Annotated in this window: 16 protein-coding genes; 2 read left to right on the top strand and 14 right to left on the bottom strand. The window is 75.4% G+C overall.

The features are described 5' to 3' along the window. Positions 1-14: 14 nt before the first annotated feature. Complete coding sequence (locus tag PSED_RS10185; RefSeq protein WP_013674161.1) at positions 15-578, bottom strand: TetR/AcrR family transcriptional regulator; 564 nt, start codon at positions 576-578, stop codon at positions 15-17. 97 nt (positions 579-675) lie between these two features. After that, on the bottom strand, positions 676-1,041 hold the full coding sequence (locus tag PSED_RS10180) for an SPW repeat domain-containing protein (protein WP_041759476.1): 366 nt from the start codon (positions 1,039-1,041) through the stop codon (positions 676-678). 199 nt (positions 1,042-1,240) lie between these two features. Here PSED_RS10180 and PSED_RS10175 point away from each other — a divergent pair, with 199 nt between their 5' ends. Continuing rightward, positions 1,241-1,912 (top strand): hemerythrin domain-containing protein, encoded by a 672-nt coding sequence (locus PSED_RS10175; protein WP_013674159.1) that lies wholly within the window; start codon positions 1,241-1,243, stop codon positions 1,910-1,912. Between the two features lie 10 nt (positions 1,913-1,922). Here the strand turns inward: PSED_RS10175 and PSED_RS10170 are convergent, their stop codons facing one another. The 6 genes from PSED_RS10170 to PSED_RS10145 all read right to left on the bottom strand — a co-directional run bounded on the left by PSED_RS10170 (position 1,923) and on the right by PSED_RS10145 (position 8,856). Then, positions 1,923-5,246 (bottom strand): AfsR/SARP family transcriptional regulator, encoded by a 3,324-nt coding sequence (locus PSED_RS10170; protein WP_013674158.1) that lies wholly within the window; start codon positions 5,244-5,246, stop codon positions 1,923-1,925. A 63-nt stretch (positions 5,247-5,309) separates the two neighbouring features. Continuing rightward, complete coding sequence (locus PSED_RS10165; RefSeq protein ID WP_013674157.1) at positions 5,310-5,663, bottom strand: hypothetical protein; 354 nt, start codon at positions 5,661-5,663, stop codon at positions 5,310-5,312. 106 nt (positions 5,664-5,769) lie between these two features. Beyond that, entirely contained in the window at positions 5,770-6,072 is a 303-nt protein-coding gene (locus tag PSED_RS10160) for an SRPBCC domain-containing protein (RefSeq protein ID WP_013674156.1), read from the bottom strand. Continuing rightward, complete coding sequence (locus tag PSED_RS10155) at positions 6,065-6,385, bottom strand: ArsR/SmtB family transcription factor (RefSeq protein WP_013674155.1); 321 nt, start codon at positions 6,383-6,385, stop codon at positions 6,065-6,067. Before PSED_RS10155 ends, PSED_RS10160 begins: the two co-directional genes overlap by 8 nt. Before the next feature lie 168 nt (positions 6,386-6,553). Beyond that, the gene (locus PSED_RS10150; protein ID WP_013674154.1) at positions 6,554-7,972 is read right to left on the bottom strand and encodes a vWA domain-containing protein; all 1,419 of its coding nucleotides are present in this window, start codon (positions 7,970-7,972) and stop codon (positions 6,554-6,556) included. Beyond that, positions 7,972-8,856 (bottom strand): AAA family ATPase, encoded by an 885-nt coding sequence (locus tag PSED_RS10145; protein ID WP_013674153.1) that lies wholly within the window; start codon positions 8,854-8,856, stop codon positions 7,972-7,974. The genes PSED_RS10150 and PSED_RS10145 overlap by 1 nt, the downstream gene beginning before the upstream one ends. 127 nt (positions 8,857-8,983) lie before the next feature. Here PSED_RS10145 and PSED_RS10140 point away from each other — a divergent pair, with 127 nt between their 5' ends. Next, positions 8,984-11,089: a RecQ family ATP-dependent DNA helicase gene (locus PSED_RS10140; RefSeq protein ID WP_013674152.1), complete on the top strand. Its 2,106-nt coding sequence runs from the start codon at positions 8,984-8,986 to the stop codon at positions 11,087-11,089. A 4-nt stretch (positions 11,090-11,093) separates the two neighbouring features. On the opposite strand, the gene PSED_RS10135 is transcribed toward PSED_RS10140, so the two are convergent. From PSED_RS10135 to PSED_RS10110, 6 genes are all read right to left on the bottom strand, one after another. Continuing rightward, positions 11,094-12,344 (bottom strand): methyltransferase domain-containing protein, encoded by a 1,251-nt coding sequence (locus tag PSED_RS10135; RefSeq protein ID WP_013674151.1) that lies wholly within the window; start codon positions 12,342-12,344, stop codon positions 11,094-11,096. A gap of 159 nt (positions 12,345-12,503) precedes the next feature. Then, entirely contained in the window at positions 12,504-13,652 is a 1,149-nt protein-coding gene (gene proB / locus PSED_RS10130; RefSeq protein WP_013674150.1) for a glutamate 5-kinase, read from the bottom strand. Further along, positions 13,649-15,223 (bottom strand): GTPase ObgE, encoded by a 1,575-nt coding sequence (obgE, locus tag PSED_RS10125; protein ID WP_083845425.1) that lies wholly within the window; start codon positions 15,221-15,223, stop codon positions 13,649-13,651. The genes proB and obgE overlap by 4 nt, the downstream gene beginning before the upstream one ends. 82 nt (positions 15,224-15,305) lie before the next feature. Beyond that, the gene (gene rpmA, locus PSED_RS10120; RefSeq protein ID WP_013674148.1) at positions 15,306-15,563 is read right to left on the bottom strand and encodes a 50S ribosomal protein L27; all 258 of its coding nucleotides are present in this window, start codon (positions 15,561-15,563) and stop codon (positions 15,306-15,308) included. Between the two features lie 12 nt (positions 15,564-15,575). Further along, positions 15,576-15,884, bottom strand: coding sequence for a 50S ribosomal protein L21 (rplU, locus tag PSED_RS10115; protein WP_013674147.1), 309 nt, complete (start codon positions 15,882-15,884; stop codon positions 15,576-15,578). A gap of 141 nt (positions 15,885-16,025) precedes the next feature. Next, positions 16,026-19,628 carry a translation initiation factor IF-2 N-terminal domain-containing protein gene (locus PSED_RS10110; RefSeq protein ID WP_013674146.1) on the bottom strand — a complete coding sequence of 1,201 codons (3,603 nt, stop codon included), beginning with the start codon at positions 19,626-19,628 and terminating at the stop codon, positions 16,026-16,028. Between the last annotated feature and the right edge of the window lie 4 nt (positions 19,629-19,632).

The raw sequence follows: 19,632 nt of genomic DNA, 5'->3' as shown, positions 1-19,632 counted from the left end.
ACGAGAGTCGAACATCAGTTCGACCGTTCGAGCGCGGTGGCGAGGAACCGCAGCTCACGGTGCATGGCGACAGCGCCGTCGTCGACGTGCCGGGCGACGGAGTGCCGGTAGCTCACCGCGCTGGCCAGTAGCTGGGCGGCACTGTCGACGTCGGCGCCGCAGGCGGGCAGCGACGCCCTGATGACGTCCCGGATCTGCTCGACGAGCAGGTCGAAGCGGGTGTGCAGCGCGGCGAGGACGGCAGGATGGGTGTCGGCCTCCCGCCAGAGCAGGTGCGAGAGCACCGCCGAGGAGCCCAGCGACGCGTCGAGCGCGGCGACCAGCCGGTGCAGGCTCTCGACGACGTCGCCCGCGACGACGACCGCCGCCGGATCGACGCGCTCGTCGGGGAGCCGCTCGACGAGCGCCTCGAGCAGGTCGGGCTTGCGCGCGAAGTAGTAGTGCACGAGGCCCTTCGGGACACCGGCCCGGTCCGCGATCCGTGAGGTCGGGGTGGCGTCGAAGCCGTCCTCGGCGAAGAGGGTCTCGGCGGCGTCGAGGATGCGCTCGCGGGCCGGCCGCTCGTCGTCGCTCACCACGGCATTCTCCCCCCGCGCAGTCCCGCCGACGCGCCTTCCCCCGGGCGCGCGTCGGCCGCGACCATGACGGTCGCGGCCTGCGCGCTTCCGGAGTGGATCAGTGCTGGGCGGTGAGACCGCCCTGGTGGTTGTGCTGTGCGGCCGGGATCGCCGTCAGACCCACGACCACCGCGAGGACACCTGCGACCCACGACGTCCACGAGGCGCCGAGGAGGTCGCTGTACCCGAGGACCCACGGCGAGATGAACAGCAGCACGCCCAGTACCGCGTGGACGTACTCGCTCGCGACGGATCCCGGTGCGGCCAGCGACCACAACCCGCTCGCCGCGAGGAGCACCCCGAGGACGACGAGCGCCCACACGGCCGCGGCGTCGACGGTGAACACCAGCGGCGAGAGAGCCGCCAGCACGCCGATCACCACTGCTGCCCAATCCTGCCAGCGTTGCCATGACCTGGTGGCCATAGCGATCACCTTCTTTCCCGGAGACACTCCGACTTTCCTGGAGACACTCCGAGTCTGCGCTTTGACTGACCGGCCGGTCAACATTGGTTCCTGTCCTCTGGATCACCCGCAAGTCGGGAACAAGTCGGCCACAAGCGCGCGGTCGCACGCTGGGTCCCGTCAGCACCGAACCGCGAACCCACGAGGACCGGAGAGACCGATGACCGCCGCCACCGCGACCACCCCCGACCTGCTCGGACTGCGCCTGCTGCACCGCGCGATGCGCGCCGAGCTGCACCGCACCACGGCGCTGGCCGAGCGGCTCGCCGACGTCCGCACCGGGTGCTCGCCCCGGCGTGCCAGGGCCGTCGACAAGTGGGTCCGCGACCTCTGCGCCGAGATCCACCACCACCACACCGCGGAGGACCTCGACGCGTGGCCGGTCATCGCCGCCCGGGCGGGCGCGGCCGTCGACCTCACGGAGCTCTCCGACGACCACGCCGCCCTCGACCCGTTGCTCGACCGGGTGCGCGCGGCCGCGGCGGCACTCGCGACGGGCCGACCCGAGGAGCAGCCCGCGCTCGCGGCCGAGCTGGCCGCCGCCCTGAGCGTCGTCCGCGACGAGCTCGACGAGCACATCGACGCCGAGGAGCGCGACGTCTTCCCCGTGATCGAGCAGTACGTGCCGGCGGCGGAGTGGGCGGGTGTCGAGCGGGCGGTCCGCGCGCGCAAGGGCGGGCCCGGGATCGCGTTCCAGCTGCCCCGGATCGTCGCGGCGGCGACCCCCGCGGAGAGCGCGGCGATGCGCAAGGTCGCGGGCCCGGTCCTCATCGCCCTGTTGACGGTGGTCGGCCCGGCGCACCGCCGGCGGGTCCGGCTGGTCTTCGGCTGACCGGGACCGGTCAGCGGGCCGCGAGGGCGGCCTCGGCCCGCGCGGCCCAGTGGTGTGCGCCGAGCCCGCGTGCCAGGGCCGCCGCGGCGCGGAAATGCTCGTCGGCGGGCAGCCCGAGCAGCCGCGCGAGCCTGCCGAGACTCTCGTCGACGGGTCCCAGAGTGACGGTGCCGCTGGAGAGCCCGGCGAACGTCCCGGCCCAGGGCTGCAGCGCGTCGTAGCACTCGCCGGCCACCTCGCGGTCGCCGAGCGCGACGGCGGTCTCCGCCCGCATCGCCATCCCGAGCTGCCAGTAGTACGTCCGGCGCTGGGGCACGTCGGGCCGCCATACCTGGCGCGCCCGCCCGAGGTCGCCCGCCAGCACCAGGGCGAGCGCGTACGCCTCGGCGGCCTCGACGGGAGCCCGCTCGTGCACCATCCCCAGCACCGCGACGAGCTGGTCGTCGATCCGGCCGCGGGCGTGCGCGACGGCGAGCCCACCCAGGAGGGCGATCAGCCCGGCGTTGGTCACCCCACCCGCCTCGAGCCGCGCGCCGATCTCGGCGTAGCCGGCCGCGGCCGCGTCGAACTCCCCGGCGACGAGCGCGCGCAGCGCGGAGAAGATGGCCGACCACCCGAGGGTGAAGCCGAGCTGGCCGCCAGGAGCGGCGGCGACGGCGTCGTCGACGTGGCGTTGCGCCGCGTCGAGATCCCGTTCCGACGCCGCGTCCATGAACAGCAGGTGCAGACCCTGTGCGCGGTAGCCGGGCAGGCCCGCGCGGGTGGCCACCTCGACCAGCTCCGTGCCGACGCCCTTCATCTCGTGCCACAGGTCCGGCCCGAAGATCGCGTAGAAGCGCGCGTTGAGGGCGAGGCAGCGCAGTGCGGGGCCGGCGCCGGTGTCGGTGTCGGTGGCCGCACCCTCGGTCAGCGCGAGGGCCTGCGCCGTCAGCTCGCGGACCCGTTCCTCCTGCTCCCCCTCGATCTCGAACACCAGCGACGTCAGCAACCGGACCCGCGCCGCGACCCGATCGGCCGGCACCCGCGCGAGCAGCCCGTCGAGCACCTCCACGAGCCGGGTGTCGACGGTGTTGTCCGCCCGCAGGGTCCAGGACACCGGAGCGTCGTAGCAGTTCACGACGCGGACGAGGACGTCGTCGGGGACCGCGGGCGCGGCCAGCGCGAGGTCGAGTGCCTCCGCGCGGCGCCGCACGGCGGGACCCGTCGCACCCGAGTGCGCCAGTGCCGAGACGTGCGCGCACAGGACGTCGAGGCGGGCCTCGCGATCCAGGCCGGCGGCGTCGGCGCGGTCGGCGACGGCCGCCCACAGCTCCGCGGCCTGCCGGTGCGCTCCCGCGGCCGCCGCGGCCCTGGCGGCGTCCGAGGCGAGGACGACCGCACGCGCCGGGTCGACGGCCGCACCCGCGGCGAGCGCGTGGTGGGCCAACGCGCTGCGGTCGCCGGGCCGCACCGTCGAGACGGCGGCGAGCGCGGCCGCGTGGGCGCGGGTCCGGCGCAGCCGGGGCATGTCCTCGTAGAGCGTGTCGCGCACCAGGACGTGGGCGAACCGGACGCGTCCCGCGTCGGGCTCGGTGAGCAGCCCGGACAGCACGCCCAGCTCCAGCGCGTCGAGCGCCTCGTCCTCCCCCGCCGCGCCGACGAGCGCGAGCAGGGTGTCGACGTCGACGTCGCGTCCCAGGATCGCGGCCTGCCGCAGCACCGTCCGGGCCTGCGCGGGCAGCCGCGCGAGCCTGCGCCGCAGGACGTCGCGCACCCCGGCAGGGACGGCCGTCGCGGCGGTTCCCCAGCCCTCGGCCGCGGCGAGCCGCGCGGTCTCCCGCACGAACAGCGGGTTGCCATCGGTGCGGTCGACGACCCGGGCGACCTGCTCGGCGGTCAGAGCCCCGGACCCGTTGCGCCGCAGCAGCTCGGCCACCGAGTCCGGGTCGAGCCCGGCCAGCTCGATCCGGTCGCCGATCGGCCCCGCCAGCGCGGCGAAGGTGGCGGTGAGGTCGTCGCCCGCCTCCGTGGGCCGTAGTGTCGCGACGACGAGAAGGCGCTGTCCCGCAAGGCCTCCCGCCACCGTGCGGAGCAGCTGGAGGGATTCGCCGTCGGCGCGGTGCAGGTCCTCGAGCACGACCAGCACCGGCGCCGTCGCGGTGCGCGAGGCGAGCAGGTCGGCGACCGCCGTCGCGAGCCAGAAGGTGCGGTCCCGGGTGACGGGGCCGGCGTCGAGCAGCGGGGCGAGGCGGTCGGCCAGCTCGGGCGCGGGCGGGTGCGCCGCGGTCAGCGACGTGACGATCTCCCGCCACGGCCAGCCCGGCGGGGCGCCCTCGGCCTCCGGGCAGCGCCCGACGACGGTCACCCAGCCGCCCGCGGCGAGCTCGGCGCGGAAGGCCTCGACGAGCGTCGTCTTCCCCACGCCCGCGTCCGCGGAGACGAGCACGACCTGCGGCCCGGGCGTGCCGGCCCGGGTCGCCGCGGCGCGCAGCCGGTCGAGCTCGGCGGCCCGGCCGAGCAGGGCCGTCCGGTCGACGACGGGCACCGGCGCGGGCGGCGGGGGCGCGGGCCGCATCGGCGCGGGTGCGGGGGCCGACCGCACGACCAGGTGGGGCGCCTGGGCCAGGACGTCGCGTTCCAGGTCCTGCAACGGCGGGCCGGGATCGACGCCCAGCTCGTCGGCCAGCCTCCGCCGGACCCGAGCCAGCACCGCCAGCGCGTCGGCCTGCCGGCCCGCCCGGTAGAGGGCGAGCGCGAGCAGCCGGACCGCCGGTTCGCGCAGCGGGTGGTCGTGCACGTGCCGGTCCAGGTCGGGGACGACGGCGGCGTCCTCACCGGTCGCCAGCCGGGCCTCGGCCAGCCGCTCCACGGCCTGCAGGCGCAGCTCCTCCAGCCGGGCCGCCTCCGGTGCGGCCCACGGCTCGTCGGCGAACTCGCCGTACGCGGGGCCCGCCCAGCACGCGAGCGCCGCCCGCAGCGTCCCCTGCGCCGCCTCGGGGGGCCGGCCCGCGGCGTCGTCGAGCAGGCGGGTGAACCGACGGGCGTCGAGCGCGTCGTCGTCGAGCCGCAGGGCGTAGCCGGGCGCAACGCTGACCAGGACCGTCGCCGGGGCCCGCGGCGGGCGGGCGGGTTCGAGAATCCGCCGCAGGTGCGAGATGTGGACCTGGAGGGCCGCGAGGGCCCGCGGCGGCGGTTCGCCCGACCAGATGTCCTCGACGAGCAGGTCGGCCGAGACGGGCGACCCGGCGGCGACGGCGAGCCGGGCCAGCACGGCCCGCTGCCGGCGGCCGCCCAGATCGGCGGCGCGGTCGTCGACGGCCGCGCGCAGCGGACCGAGGACGGACACCGTGACCACGACGTCACGATACGGATCTCCCGAACACGGACGGCCGCGGCGCCCGCAGGCTCGGCACCCGGATCAGCGGTCGAGCTGCGCGCGCACCTTCCGCGCCGGGGTGAAGACGAACAGGTCGAGCAGGTCCGGCGGATCGGCGACGCCGGGCCCGCCCGCCCGCACCCAGGTCACGACGTCCTCGGTGACGTCGGCGTCGAGCACGTCGCGCAGCCAGACGGGCCGGGCGCCCGCGGCGCGGCCGGCCGTCGACGGCGCGACCACGACCACGTTGGACTGCGCACAGGCGTCGAGGCAGTCGCTGACGCGCACCCGCCCGGCCGTGCCGATCCCGTCGGTGATGCGGGACAGCTGCGCGGCGTGGTCGACGCCGGGGTGCTTGCGGTCGGTCCCGCAGCAGCAGCCGCGGCAGACGGTCACGGTGCACGGCGCGGCAGCGGGGGTGCCGGCGCGGCGACCGGATCGGCGCAGGCTCACCGCGTACCGGCGGCGCGGTCGATCTCCACGCGGCGAGGGTACCCGGCGCTCAGGCATGCGAGTGCGCCCAGGCCGCGGCCCGGGCGGCGACGTGCGCGACCGCCCCGCTCCCCCACTGGTCGACGGCGGCGTCGCGCTCGGCGGCCTCACCGGTCACGACCATCTCGTCGCCGAACCCGAACCGCATCGCCCCGCCGACCCGCAGGTCGACCTCCACCGTGGACGGGAACCACTGCGCGAGGTGCGCCGGTTCGGTCACGGCGCCCCAGACCTTCTCGACGGGGTGGGGGTAGCGGCGTTCGAGGCGCAGCGCCCAGCGGTCGGCGGCGGGGCCGACCTGATCCTCAGGCATCGGGGTCGTCCTCCATCGTGTCGAGGTGGCGGCCGAGCGTGTCGAGGCGGTCGGCCCACATCCAGCGGTAGGGCGCGAGCCAGTCGTCGATCGCGGCGAGCGGCTCGGGGCGCAGCTCGTACCAGCGGCGTTGCGCCTCGGCGCGGACCGTCACGACACCCGCCTCGCGCAGCACCCGCAGGTGCTTGGAGACGGTCGGCTGGCTGACGCCCAGTGCGTCGACCAGCTCGGTGACGGTCCGCGGGCGGGTGCGCAGCAGGTCGAGGACGCGACGGCGCGTGGGGTCGGCGACGACGGCGAACGGCTCGGACACGCCCCGAACATACCGCTTCCCGCATATACATAAAGCGGCATGTTCACTGGCTGCAGGGTCGACCGAGGCAGGCCTGCAGTGCCGCGAGCGCGAGGAGGCGCCGAGCCGCACCGGCAGCGGGCTGCCGGAGCCGCAGCCGGCGCGGCGCAGCAGCGTCACTCACGGGGGCTAGATCGGGAGGAGGGACTCCACGACGTCGGCGAGCTGGGCGGCGGTGCGGCACTCGTGCATCGGCACGACGTCGGCGTAGCGCAGGGCGGCCGAGTCGCCGGTGCCCCACTGCCGGCGCGGCTCCGGGTTGAGCCAGTGCGCGTGCCGGGCCTGGCCCGCGAGCCGGCGCAGCACCGTCAGGTTGGGGTCGCGGTAGTTGGTCCGGGCGTCGCCGAGGATCAGCAGCGAGCTACGCGGGGTGAGCGCGTCGGACCAGTACTCGGCGAACGACCCGAACGAGCCGCCGTAGTCGCTGTGCCCGTCGAACGCGACGAGCGACGCCTCCCGCAGCACCCGGTTCATCACGCCGGAGAGCTCCGCACCGGGCTCGAAGAGGTGCGTCACCTCGTCGGCACGTTCGACGAACGCGAACACCCGCACCTTGCTGAACTGCTCGCGCAGTGCCTGGACCAGCAGCAGCGTGAAGTGGCTGAACCCCGCGACCGAGCCGGAGACGTCGCAGAGCACGACGAGGTCGGGCCGCCCCGGACGGCGGGTCCGGTAGGCGGGCCTGATCGGGACCCCGCCGGTGGACATCGACCGGCGCAGCGTCCGGCGCATGTCGAGCTCGCCGCGCTTGGCGTGCTTGCGGCGCACCGCGAGCCGGGCCGCGAGGCGCCGGGCCAGCGGGTGCACCGTGCGCCGCAGCTCGGCGAGCTGCCCCGCGTAGGCCGACAGGAACTCGACCTGCTCCGCCTGCTTGGGGACGGCCGTGCGCGCCACCTGCTCGCGGCCGCGGGTCTCGGCGGTGCGCCGCCGGACCTCGTCGGTGATCATGTCGCGGAACCGGGCGATGCGGTCGCGGATCTCGCGGCGCAGCACCTCGTCGGCGAACGAGCCGGGTTCGACGTCGGGGTCGCGCAGCGCGTCGAGGATGCGCGCGAGCAGCGTCTCCGGGGAGAGCATCCGCAGCGCCTGGTAGGCCGACCAGCTCGGCTGCGCCCCGGGCCGCCCGCCCTGCCCGGAGCTCCCGGTGCGGGCCAGCGCCTCGACGACGGCACGTGCCAGCTCGGCGAGCGCCGCGTCGTCGCCGTCGCGCAGCAGATCGGCGAGCACGTCGCGCAGGGCCTCGACGTCGACGGCGCCGTCCTCGTCGTCGCCGACGCGCGGGACGTCGACCTCGGCGGTGCCGGCGCCGATCGCCGCCGGGAAGTACAGGTCGAAGAGCGTGTCGAAGACCTTGCGCTGCCCGGAGCGGCGCAGCACCGCGGCGGCGAGCCCCTCGCGGAGCTGGTCGCGGTGCAGCAGGTCGACCGCGGTGAGCACCGTCGCGGCGTCGATCGTCTCCCCCGGCCCGACGGCGACCCCGTGGCTGCGCAGCGCCGCGACGAAGTCGACGAGGTGCCCGGGGAGCCCGTGCGGGGCGGCGACGACCATCAGTTCAACCGTAGCTCGGCGGCGGCCTTGACCTGGTCGGACTGGTGCTTGAGGACGACGCCGAGGGTCGCGCGGACGGCGTCGTCGTCGAGGGTGTCCATGCCCAGCGCGAGCAGCGTGCGGCCCCAGTCGATCGTCTCGGCGACCGACGGCGCCTTGCGCAGCTCCAGCCCGCGCAGCACCCGGACGGTGCGGACCAGCGCATCCGTGAGGGCCTCGGTGAGCTCCGGCACCCGGCTCGCGACGATCCGCCGCTCCAGATCGGCATCGGGGAAGTCCAGGTGCAGGAACAGGCAGCGGCGCTTGAGCGCCTCGGACAGCTCACGCGTGGAGTTGGACGTGAGCAGCGCGAACGGCTTGCGGGTCGCGGTGATCGTGCCCATCTCAGGGACCGTCACCTGGTAGTCCGACAGGACCTCCAGCAACAGCCCCTCGACCTCGACGTCGGCCTTGTCGATCTCGTCGACGAGCAGCACCGTCGGGTCGGGGCGGCGGATCGCGGTGAGCAGCGGCCGCGGCAGCAGGAACTCCTCGGAGAACACGTCGTCGCGGGTGCGGTCCCAGTCCTCGTTGCCCTGGCCCGCGGTGATGCGCAGCAGCTGCTTGGCGTGGTTCCACTCGTAGAGCGCGCGCGCCTCGTCGATGCCCTCGTAGCACTGCAGCCGGACGAGCTCCGCCTTGGTCGACTCGGCGACGGCCTTGGCCAGCTCTGTCTTCCCGACGCCGGCCGGGCCCTCGACCAGCAGCGGCTTGCCGAGGCGGTCGGCCAGGAACACGGTGGTGGCGACCGCGGTCGACGCGAGGTACCCGACAGCGGCCAGACGTTCGGTGACGTCGGCGACCGAGCCGAACGCCGGCGACTGGAGAGGGCTCACGTCAGGCATCCTGCCTTCCTGGACCCGGATTCGCCCAGGCCCGTCTCATTGGGTGCCGCGAGTCACAACCCGGGCGCCGTGGTGTCTCACCGGAGACCGGTGTGGAAACGTCGGTGGCGGCGGGCACCATGTCCGTATGGCTCCCCTCACCGCACCCGCCCTGCGCGACCGCGCCGAGGAGCTCCTCGCGGGTCTGGCCGGCCCCGGGGCGCGGCTCCGCGAGGACCAGTGGACGGCGATCCACGCGCTGGTCGCCGAACGCAGGCGCGCGCTCGTCGTGCAGCGCACGGGATGGGGCAAGTCGGCGGTCTACTTCGTGGCGACGGGTCTGCTGCGCGAGCAGGGCGCCGGCCCCACCGTGATCGTCTCCCCCCTGCTGGCCCTGATGCGCAACCAGATCGACGCCGCGGCGCGCGCCGGCATCCACGCGGCGACGGTCAACTCCGCCAACATCGACGACTGGGACGCCACGTACGCCGCGATCGACGCGGGTGAGGTCGACGTGCTGCTCGTCAGCCCCGAGCGGCTCAACAACCCCGACTTCCGCGACCGGGTGCTCCCCCGGCTCACCGCGAGCGCCGGGATGCTCGTCGTCGACGAGGCGCACTGCGTGTCGGACTGGGGGCACGACTTCCGGCCCGACTACCGGCGCCTGCGCAACCTGATCGCCGACCTGCCCGACGGCATCCCCGTGCTGGCCACCACCGCCACGGCGAACGACCGCGTCGTCGTCGACGTCACCGAACAGCTCGGGCTGTCCTCGGGCGAGCCCCTGGTGCTGCGCGGCACGCTCGACCGCGACAGCCTGTGCCTGTCGGTGGTGCAGCTGGCCACGCCCGCGCAGCGGATGGGTTGGCTCGCCTCCCGGCTCGACGAGCTGCCGGGCGCAGGCATCGTCTACACGCTGACGATCCAGGCGGCCGAGGAGGTCGCCGAGTTCCTGCGCGAGCGCGGGTACGCCGTCGCCTCCTACACCGGCAAGACCGACCCCGAGGCCCGGCTCGCCGCCGAGGCCGACCTCCTCGGCAACCGCGTCAAGGCGCTGGTGGCGACGTCCGCGCTCGGCATGGGGTTCGACAAGCCCGACCTGGGGTTCGTCGTCCACCTCGGCGCCCCGGCGTCGCCGGTGGCCTACTACCAGCAGATCGGCCGCGCCGGCCGCGCGCTCGACCACGCCGAGGTCGTCCTGCTGCCGGGCCGCGAGGACCGCGACATCTGGAACTACTTCGCCTCCCTCGCCTTCCCGCCCGAGCCGCTGGTCCGCCAGACCCTCGACGTGCTGTCCGGCTCACCGCTGTCGACGGCGTCGATCGAGACCCGCGTCGACCTCTCGCGTACCCGGCTGGAGATGCTGCTCAAGGTCCTCGACAGCGACGGCGCGGCCAAGCGGGTCAAGGGCGGCTGGGTCGCCACCGGTGAGCCCTGGTTCTACGACGCCGAGCGCCACCAGCGGATCGCCGCCGCCCGCAAGGTCGAGCAGCAGGCGATGCTCGACTACATCGCCACCGACCGTTGCCGCCTCGCGTTCCTGCGCGCGCAGCTCGACGACCCGGGCGCCGCGACCGATCCACCGTGCGGGCGCTGCGACGTCTGCACCGGGCAGGTGTTCTCCCCCGAGGTCGACGCCGCGGCCGCGGCCGCCGCCGCCGAGCGGATCGCCCGGCCCGGGGTGCCGCTCGCGCCGCGCAAGCAGTGGCCCAGCGGGATGAAGGAGATCGGCGTCGCGCTGTCCGGACGGATCGCCGCGGGCGAGGTCGCCGACGAGGGACGGGTCATCGGACGGCTCTCCGACATCGGGTGGGGCACCCGGCTGCGGGAGCTGCTCGCCGACGAGGACCGGCCCGTCCCCGCCGACGTGCTCGACGCCGTCGTCGCCGTGCTCAACGGGTGGGACTGGGCGCAGCGGCCGGTCGGGGTCGTCGGCATCGGGTCGCGTACACGGCCGCACCAGCTCGCGCAGCTGGCCCGGCGGATCGCCGAGATCGGCCGGTTGCCGCTGCTGGGGACGCTCGCGCCGCGCGGGGAGCGGCCGCCCGCCCGGGACAACTCCGCGCAGCGGCTGGCCGCGGTCGCCGACGCGTTCGACACGGCGTCGCTGCCGTCGCTCGACGGGCTCGACGGCCCGGTCCTGCTGGTCGACGACCTCGTCGACAGCGGCTGGACGATGACGGTCGCCGCCCGGGCGGTACGCCTGGCGGGCGCCCCGTCGGTCCTGCCGTTCGCGCTGGCGCAGGCGGGCTGACCGCTCAGGCCACCGGACCGAGGTACTCGACGAGCAACGTCGCCGACCCGAGCTCCACGAGGCAGTCGCCCGCGGCCGGGGTGGCCGCGCAGCCCTGTGGGAACGCCGTGAGCTGCAGGTCCGCGGCGTGCGGGCGGCCGGCGGCCACCCAGACGTCGACGAGAGCGCCCAGCCTGGCGACGGCGTCGCACCCCGGGTCGCCGTGGCAGCGCATCCGCGCAGGCCCACCGGCGTCGTCCTGCACGAGCGCGACGAACCCGCCCGTGCCGGGCAGCGCGATCGTCGCGCGCGCACCCGCGACCGCGACCAGGCCCGCGGCGGCGGGCGACTCCGCCGCGGTGCCGCGGGCGACTAGGCGCAGCGTCCTCGGCTCGCCGAGCGCGAGCCAGAGCCCCAGGCCGTCCCAGACGTCGGCCGCGGAGAGCCGCACGCCCAGCGGCTCCTCGGTCCCGGGCCGGTCCACGGCCGCGCGCAGCGCGTCGGGGTCGGGTACCGGGGTGCCGGGGTCGGCGGGTTCGGCCGACCAGCCGTCGGTCCCGAGTGCGGCGACCGGCTCGGCGCCCGCACCCGCCCCCCGCAGCCGGATGAACGCGCACGACCGCACCGAGGTGCTGCGCAACAGGCCGTCCGCGCCGAGGTCGAACGCCACCGACAGCTGGCTGCCCCTGACCCGCAGCGGCAGCAGCAGCCTGCCGTCCGGCGCGAGCTGGGCGATCCATTCGGGCCGCAGGTCGGCGCTGCCGACCGTGAGCACGACCCGGTCGTACGGGGCACCCGGCGGATGGCCGAGCGCGCCGTCGCCGGTGACCAGCACGACGTCGGGATACCCGGCCGCGACCAGGTGCCCGGCGGCGGCGACGACGATGTCCTCGTCGATGTCGACCGTCGTGACCGCGCCTGAGGCCCCGACGAGCCGGGCGATCAGCGCCGCGTTGTACCCGGTGCCGGCGCCGATCTCCAGCACCCGCTGGCCGGGGTGCAGGTCGAGCTGCTCGAGCATGATCGCGACCATCGACGGCTGCGACGCCGAGCTCAGTGCCACCCCGGCGACGACCTTGGTCACGACCGCGCTGTCCGCGTAGGCGGTCTCGACGGTGGCGTCCGGCAGGAACAGGTGCCGCGGGACCGCGCTCATCGCCCACGCGACGGTGTCGGACCGCACGCGTCCGTCGCGACGCAGCGCGTCGACCATCCGCGCTCGTGCCTCCTGCGCCGGGTCCGTCCGCGGCGGTGCCGCGGGCTGCGCGGGGTCCATCCGCGGGAGTGTGCCATCCCGCCGGGCGGCGAGCACCCCGGACGATCACCCGCACCACCCGGGCGCAACCTGGGCGCTGCGTGACGCCGCTCCGACGACACCCTGGTTGCGCGCGACCCTGCCGTCGCGCCCGCCCGCCGTGCCGTGGCGGGGCGCAGGTCAGGGGGCGGGGTCGGAGAGCGGGACGAGGTCGTCGGCGTGCACGACCTCGCGGCGCTGCTCGGGCGGCAGCTCCGACGTGCGCCGGCCGATGATCGCGGGCAGCTCGCCGGCGTCGTACCCGACGACGCCGCGCGCGACGACCGTCCCGCCCGGGCCGACGAGGTCGACGACGTCGCCGGAGACGAAGTCGCCGGAGATGCCGTGGATGCCCGCGGCGAGCAGCGAGCGCCGCCGTCCGATGACCGCGGCCACGGCGCCGGCGTCGAGGTCGAGACGGCCCTGCACGTCGGCGGCGTGCCGCAGCCAGAACCGGCGTGCCGACATCCGCCGCCCCGAGGGCCGGAACGCGGTGCCGACCTTGGGCCCGTCGGGCGCGACGTCGAGCGCAGCGCCGACCTCGTCGGCCGACGTCAGCAGCACCGGCACGCCCGCGGCCGACGCCATCGCCGCGGCGGTGATCTTCGTGGCCATCCCGCCGCGGCCGAGGGTGCCCTGGCCGGGCTTCGCGATCTCCACGGCCTGCAGGTCGGCGGGGTGCTCCACCTCGGCGACGAGCGACGACCCCGGCCGGCGGGGGTCGCCGTCGTAGAGGCCGTCGACGTCGGAGAGCAGGACGAGCCCGTCCGCGCCGACGATGTGCGCCACCAGCGCGGCGAGCCGGTCGTTGTCGCCCACGCGGATCTCGTCGGTGGCGACGGTGTCGTTCTCGTTGACGACCGGCAGCACGTCGAGGCCCAGCAGCCGTTCGAGGGTGCGCTGGGCGTTGCGGTAGTGCGAGCGCCGGATCATGTCGTCGGCGGTGAGCAGGACCTGCCCGATGTCGAGGTCGAACCGCGCGAACGACGCGGAGTACGCGTGGGCGAGCAGCAGCTGCCCGACGGCCGCCGCCGCCTGCTGGGTGGCCAGGTCGCGGGGGCGGCGGGTCAGCCGCAGCGGCGCCAGCCCGGCCGCGATCGCACCCGAGGACACGAGCACGACCTGCGACCCCGCGGCCCGCCGGGCCGCAAGGGCGTCGACGAGCCGGTCGAGACGCCCGGGGTCGATGCCGCCGTCGAGGCTGGTCAGCGACGACGACCCGACCTTCACGACGAGCCGGCGCGCCGCCGCGAGCTGGGCCCGGGGCCCGGGGACGCTGCGGGGTGTCATCGCCTGCCGGTCCCGGGCGTGTCGTCGAGCTCCTCCTCGGCGGGGTACCGGGAGTCCTCGTCCCACACGTCGCCGTCGGCGTCGTCGAGCCCCGGTTCGTCGCCCACCTCGCCGTCCGCGTCCGCGGCGAGCTCCTCGTCGGTGCGGTGCCGGCGGCGGTCGGCCCGGGCGGCCTTGCGCGCGGCCGCGCTGACCCGGCTGTTCTGCTCCAACCGCCGGTCGGTGCCACGGCCGGACATCATCGTCGCGACGCCGGCGGGGGTGCTCGGCTCCCAGTCGAAGGTGACGTCGCCGATCGTCACCGGGCACCCGGGAACGGCACCGGCGGCGGCCAGCGCCTCCTCGACGCCCAGTCGGGCGAGCCGGTCGGCCAGGTAGCCGACGGCCTCGTCGTTGGCGAAGTTCGTCTGCCGGATCCAGCGTTCGGGCCGCGGCCCGCGCACGACGAACCCGCCCTCGAGCTCCGGGTCGTCCTCGACGGTGAAGCCGGTGTCGTCGACGGCCTGCGGGCGCAGCACGACGCGCGTCGGCTCCGCCACCGGCAGCGCCGCCCGGTACCCGTCGACCTGCTCGGCCATCGCGAAGGTCAGCTCGCGCAGCCCGGCGCGGCTCGCGGTGGAGATCGGGAAGATCGGCCAGCCGAACTCGGCCCGCAGGTCCTCGGTGACGATGTCGACGAGGTCGGCCGCGTCCGGGACGTCGATCTTGTTGAGCGCGACGATCCGCGGCCGGGACGCGAGGTCGCCGCCGAGCGCCGGGGTGTAGCGCGCGAGCTCCTGCTCCAGCGCCCGGACGTCGGCGACGGGGTCACGGCCGGGCTCGAACGTCGCGCAGTCGACGACGTGCACCAGCACCGAGCAGCGCTCGATGTGGCGCAGGAAGTCGAGCCCCAGGCCGCGACCCTCGGACGCGCCGGGGATGAGGCCCGGGACGTCGGCGACGGTGAACACCGACTCCCCCGCGCTGACGACGCCCAGCTGCGGGACGAGCGTGGTGAACGGATAGTCCGCGATCTTGGGACGGGCCTGTGACAGGGCCGCGACCAGCGACGACTTGCCCGCCGACGGGAACCCGACCAGCCCGACGTCGGCCATCGAGCGCAGCTCGAGCACGAGGTCGCGGGCCTCGCCCTCCTCTCCCAGCAGGGCGAACCCCGGGGCCTTGCGCGCGGCCGAGGCCAGCGCCGCGTTGCCCAGCCCGCCGCGGCCGCCCTGCGCCGCGACGAAGCGGGTGCCCGCGCCGACGAGATCGGCGATGATCTCGCCCTGCTCGTCGAAGACGACCGTGCCGTCGGGGACGGCGAGCTCCAGGTCCTCGGCGTTCGCGCCGGCCCGGAAGCTGCCCTGCCCCTCCTTGCCGTTGCGCGCCTTGGCGTGCGGCCGGTGGTGGAAGTCGAGCAGCGTGTGCACGCCGGGGTCGACGACGAGCACGATCGATCCGCCGCGCCCCCCGTTGCCCCCGTCGGGACCGCCGAGCGGCTTGAACTTCTCCCGGTGGACCGACGCGCAGCCGTTGCCACCCGCTCCCGCGATGGCGTGCAGCACGACCCGGTCGACGAACCGAGACATCAGGCTTCTCCTATACACACGAGAACGGCGGGCCACCCGTCAGGGGCGGCCCGCCGTTCTCGAAACGCTTGGGGTGGTGCAGGCCTCAGACCTGGACCGGAACCACGTTGACGGTCTTGCGACCACGCTTGGTGCCGAACTCCACCGCGCCCTCGACGAGCGCGAACAGCGTGTCGTCGCCGCCACGGCCGACCCCGACGCCGGGGTGGAACTTGGTGCCGCGCTGACGGACGAGGATCTCGCCCGCGTTGACGACCTGACCGCCGAACCGCTTCACGCCGAGCCGCTGGGCGTTCGAGTCACGCCCGTTGCGCGAGCTGGACGCACCCTTCTTGTGAGCCATGCCCAGGTCTCCTTACTTGCTGATCGCGGTGACCTGGACCCTGGTCAGCGGCTGACGGTGGCCCTGACGCTTGTGGTACCCGGTCTTGTTCTTGAACTTGTGGATGCGGATCTTCGGGCCCTTGGTGTGCTCGACGACCGTGGCGGTCACCGAGGCCTTGGCCAGCGCGTCCGCATCGGTGGTGAGCTGGTCGCCGTCGACGAGCAGCACGGCGGGCAGGCTGATCTCGGCACCGGGATCACCGTCGATCTTCTCGACGGTCACCACGTCGTCCACGGCCACCTTGTACTGCTTGCCGCCGGTCTTGACGATCGCGTACATCGTTGACGCACGACTCCTGAATATCGGGGGACACGAGGCGCGCACTCGACGCGCCGCCACATCCCGTCGACTGGCGCGGGCGCGGCTCCGATGTCCCAGGGTACGGAACGGATTTCTCCAGGGTCAAACCGGGTCCCCGGTCTACTCCTCGGCACCGGCGGGCGGGCCCGCCGGACGTGACGCGGTACGCCGCTGCCTGCGCGGACGTGCCTCCGTGACGGGTTCGGGCTGGGGCGGGACGGTCGCCGCGGCGACCGCGGGAACCGCCTCCGGCGCCGCCGTCTCGGCCGCCGGGACGGGCGCGGTGATGACCGCGGCCGTGGCCCCGCTGGGCGAGCCCGCGGTGCGGGTGACGCGGCCCCGGCGCCGCCGGGGACGACCCGCGTCACCGTCGTCGCCGATCGCGTCCTCGGGCCCGCTCCCCTCGGGAACGCTCCCGTCGGGCACGCCAGGATCGGGGACGCCGGCCGGGGGCACGCTGCCGTTGAGCGGGCCGCCGTTGAGCGGACCACCCGGGGCCGCCGCCGCGGCGGCCTCGTGCGCCTCGTGGCCGTTGCGTGCCGAGGTGTCGGCGACCGCGGCAGCCGGGACACCGTTGCGCACGGGTTCGGGGGTGCCGTTGCGCTCGGCGCTCCCGGAGACCGTGGCAGGGGTGTCGTCGGTCGTGGCCGGGGCCGACTCCGAGACCGCCGCCTCGGCGGCGCCCGCACCGGCGAGCGCGGGGTCCACGGACGGGGCGTCGGACCGGGGCTCCGGCGGCGCGGCGGCGCGCCGGGCGCGGGTCCGTCGCGTCCGGGTCCGGCCCGGGGACGCCTCGGCTTCGGCGGACGCGGCGGGCTCCGCGGCAGCGCCAGGCTCGGCAGCGGCGGGCTCGGCCGCGGCGGACTCGACAGCGGCGGACTCGGCCGCGGCGGACTCGGCAGCGGCAGGCTCGGCAGCGGCAGGCTCGGCAGCGGCAGGCTCGGCGCCCGGATCCGCGGACGCTGCGGGAGCGGCCGGGACCGGTGCGCCGTCGGGGTCGTCGGACCCGGCGAGCCGCAGCACGGGCGGCTCGGCCTTCTCCTTCTCCTTGCCCGGCTGGTCGGCCGCCATCTGCGCGGCGACGACCGCGATCCCGGCGTCGGGCGGCAGCTGCGGCTTGTCGTCGTGCTCGGTGTGGCGGCCGTTGTCGTCGCGGCGGTTGCGGTTGCGGCCGCGCTTGCCGTCGCGCTCGTGCTGGCGGTCGCCACCCTGCTTGTGCTCGCCCTTGGCCTCGACGCCCTCGGTCGAGACGATGACGCCGCGCCCGCGGCAGTGCTCGCACTGCGTCGAGAAGTGCTCCAGCAGGCCGCCGCCGACACGCTTGCGCGTCATCTGCACCAGGCCCAGCGAGGTCACCTCGGCGACCTGGTGGCGGGTGCGGTCGCGGGCCAGGCACTCGGTGAGCCGGCGCAGCACGAGATCGCGGTTGGCCTCGAGCACCATGTCGATGAAGTCGATGACGATGATGCCGCCGATGTCGCGCAGCCGCAGCTGGCGGACGATCTCCTCGGCCGCCTCCAGGTTGTTGCGGGTGACGGTCTCCTCGAGGTTGCCGCCGGACCCGGTGAACTTCCCGGTGTTCACGTCGATGACGGTCATCGCCTCGGTGCGGTCGATGACCAGCGTGCCGCCCGAGGGCAGCCAGACCTTGCGGTCGAGCGCCTTGAGCAGCTGCTCGTCGATGCGGTACTCGGTGAAGACGTCGGTCGGTCCGACGTGGCGGTGCAGCCGGTCGGACAGCTCCGGCGCGACGTGGCCGATGTAGTTGGAGACGGTGTCCCAGGCGTCGTCACCGGAGACGACGAGCCGGGAGAAGTCCTCGTTGAACTGGTCGCGCACGACCTTGACGAGCAGGTCGGGCTCCTCGTAGAGCAGCGCGGGCGCCTTGACCTTGTTCGGGCCCGTGGCGTCGGCCTTGCTCCGCACGACCTCCCACTGCGCCTGCAGCCGCCGCACGTCGCGCTCGAGCGCCTCCTGCGTGACACCCTCGGACGCCGTCCGGATGATCACACCCGCCTCGGCCGGGACGATCTCCTTGAGCATGTCCTTGAGCCGCTTGCGCTCGGTGTCGGGCAGCTTGCGGCTGATCCCCGCCGTCCCGCCGGAGGGCACGTAGACCAGGAACCGGCCGGCGAGGCTGATCTGCGTCGTCAGCCGGGCGCCCTTGTGCCCGATCGGGTCCTTCGTGACCTGGACGAGCACGCTGTCGCCGGTCGAGAGGGCCTGCTCGATGCGGCGGGCCTTGCCGTTGAGGCCCGCGGCGTCCCAGTCGACCTCGCCGGCGTAGAGCACCGCGTTGCGGCCACGACCGATGTCGACGAACGCCGCCTCCATGCTGGGCAGCACGTTCTGCACGCGGCCGAGGTGGATGTTGCCGACCATGGACGACGCCGCGGAGCCCGAACTCGCCGGGCCGTCCGCGACGAAGTGCTCGACGAGCACGCCGTCCTCGAGGACCGCGATCTCGACGCGGTCGCCGTGCTCGCGCACGACCATCGAGCGGTCGACGGACTCCCGGCGGGCGAGGAACTCCGCCTCGGTGAGGATCGGGACCCGGCGACGACCGGCGTCCCGCCCGTCGCGGCGGCGCTGGCGCTTGGCCTCGAGCCGGGTGGAGCCGCGGACGCTCTGGACGCCGTCGGAGGCGTCGTCGTCGCCGCTGCGCTCGCGGGGCGTACGGACCCGGGTGACGGTGCCGGGCGGGTCCTCGGAGGAGTCCGCGTCGTCGGAGCCACCGCGGCGACGGCGCCTGCGGCGACGGCGCCGCGACGAGCCGGACTCGTCGGACTCGGAGTCGTCGCCGTCGTCGGAGCCCTCGGCGTCGTCGTCGGTCGCCGCGTCCTCGTCGGCGCCGGCGGCCCGGCCGGAGTCCGCGCCGTCGTCGGACGCGGAGTCGGACGTGGAGTCGCCCTCGGTGTCGTCCTGGTCGTCGGCGTCGTCCGCGCCGTCGGCGCCTCGGCCTCGGCCGCGGCCACGACGGCCGCGCCGGCGGCGACGACGGGCACCGGCCTCGTCGGAGTCGTCACCGGCGTCGTCGTCCGCGACCGCCGCGTCGTCGGCGGTGGTGTCGGTCTCGGCCTCGTCGATGTCGGCCCGGACATCGGCACCGCCGTCGGCACCGCCGTCGGCACCGCCGTCGGCACCGGCGTCGGGGCCGGTGGCCGGGGCCTTGTCGACGACCTTGAACGGGTCGGCCGCCTCGGGGGCGGCCGCCGCGGCCCGGGTCCGCCGGCTGGGCCGGCGCTCGGGCGCGGGAGGCTGGAAGACGGGCGCGGCGAACAGCGGGGCACGCCCGGCGTCAGCGGCCGTCCCGGTCCTGGTCCCGGTCTCGGCGCCGTCGCCGTCGGTGTCCGCCGGGGCCTCGGCGACGGCCGGCTCACCGGAGACCGCCGCGGACCCGGCGACCCCGGGAGCGTCGGCCGAGGCGGGCGCGGGGACCGCCTCCGGAGTCGCGGCGTCGGTGTAGGCCTCGTCGGCGACGGCCGTCTCGTCGGCGACGTCGGGGTCGGGCAGCAGGGCGGTGACGACCCGCTCGGCGAGCGCCCGGTCGACGCTCGACTGCGCGCTGCGGATCTCCACGCCCAGGTCGGCCAGGGTGGCCAGGACCTCCTTGCTGGTGCGCCCGATCAGCTTGGCGAGCGCGTGCACGCGCAGCTTCTCGGGCAGATCGGCCAGCGCGGACGGCCCGCCGGTGGTCCCGGCGGGCGCATCGGTGTTCGACATTCAG

The sequence above is a fragment of the Pseudonocardia benzenivorans CB1190 genome (assembly GCF_000196675.2).
In the GTDB taxonomy this organism is placed as follows: domain Bacteria; phylum Actinomycetota; class Actinomycetes; order Mycobacteriales; family Pseudonocardiaceae; genus Pseudonocardia; species Pseudonocardia benzenivorans.
The sequence above is the reverse complement of the archived record's forward strand: the minus strand, read 5'-3'. Positions and strand labels throughout refer to the sequence as shown.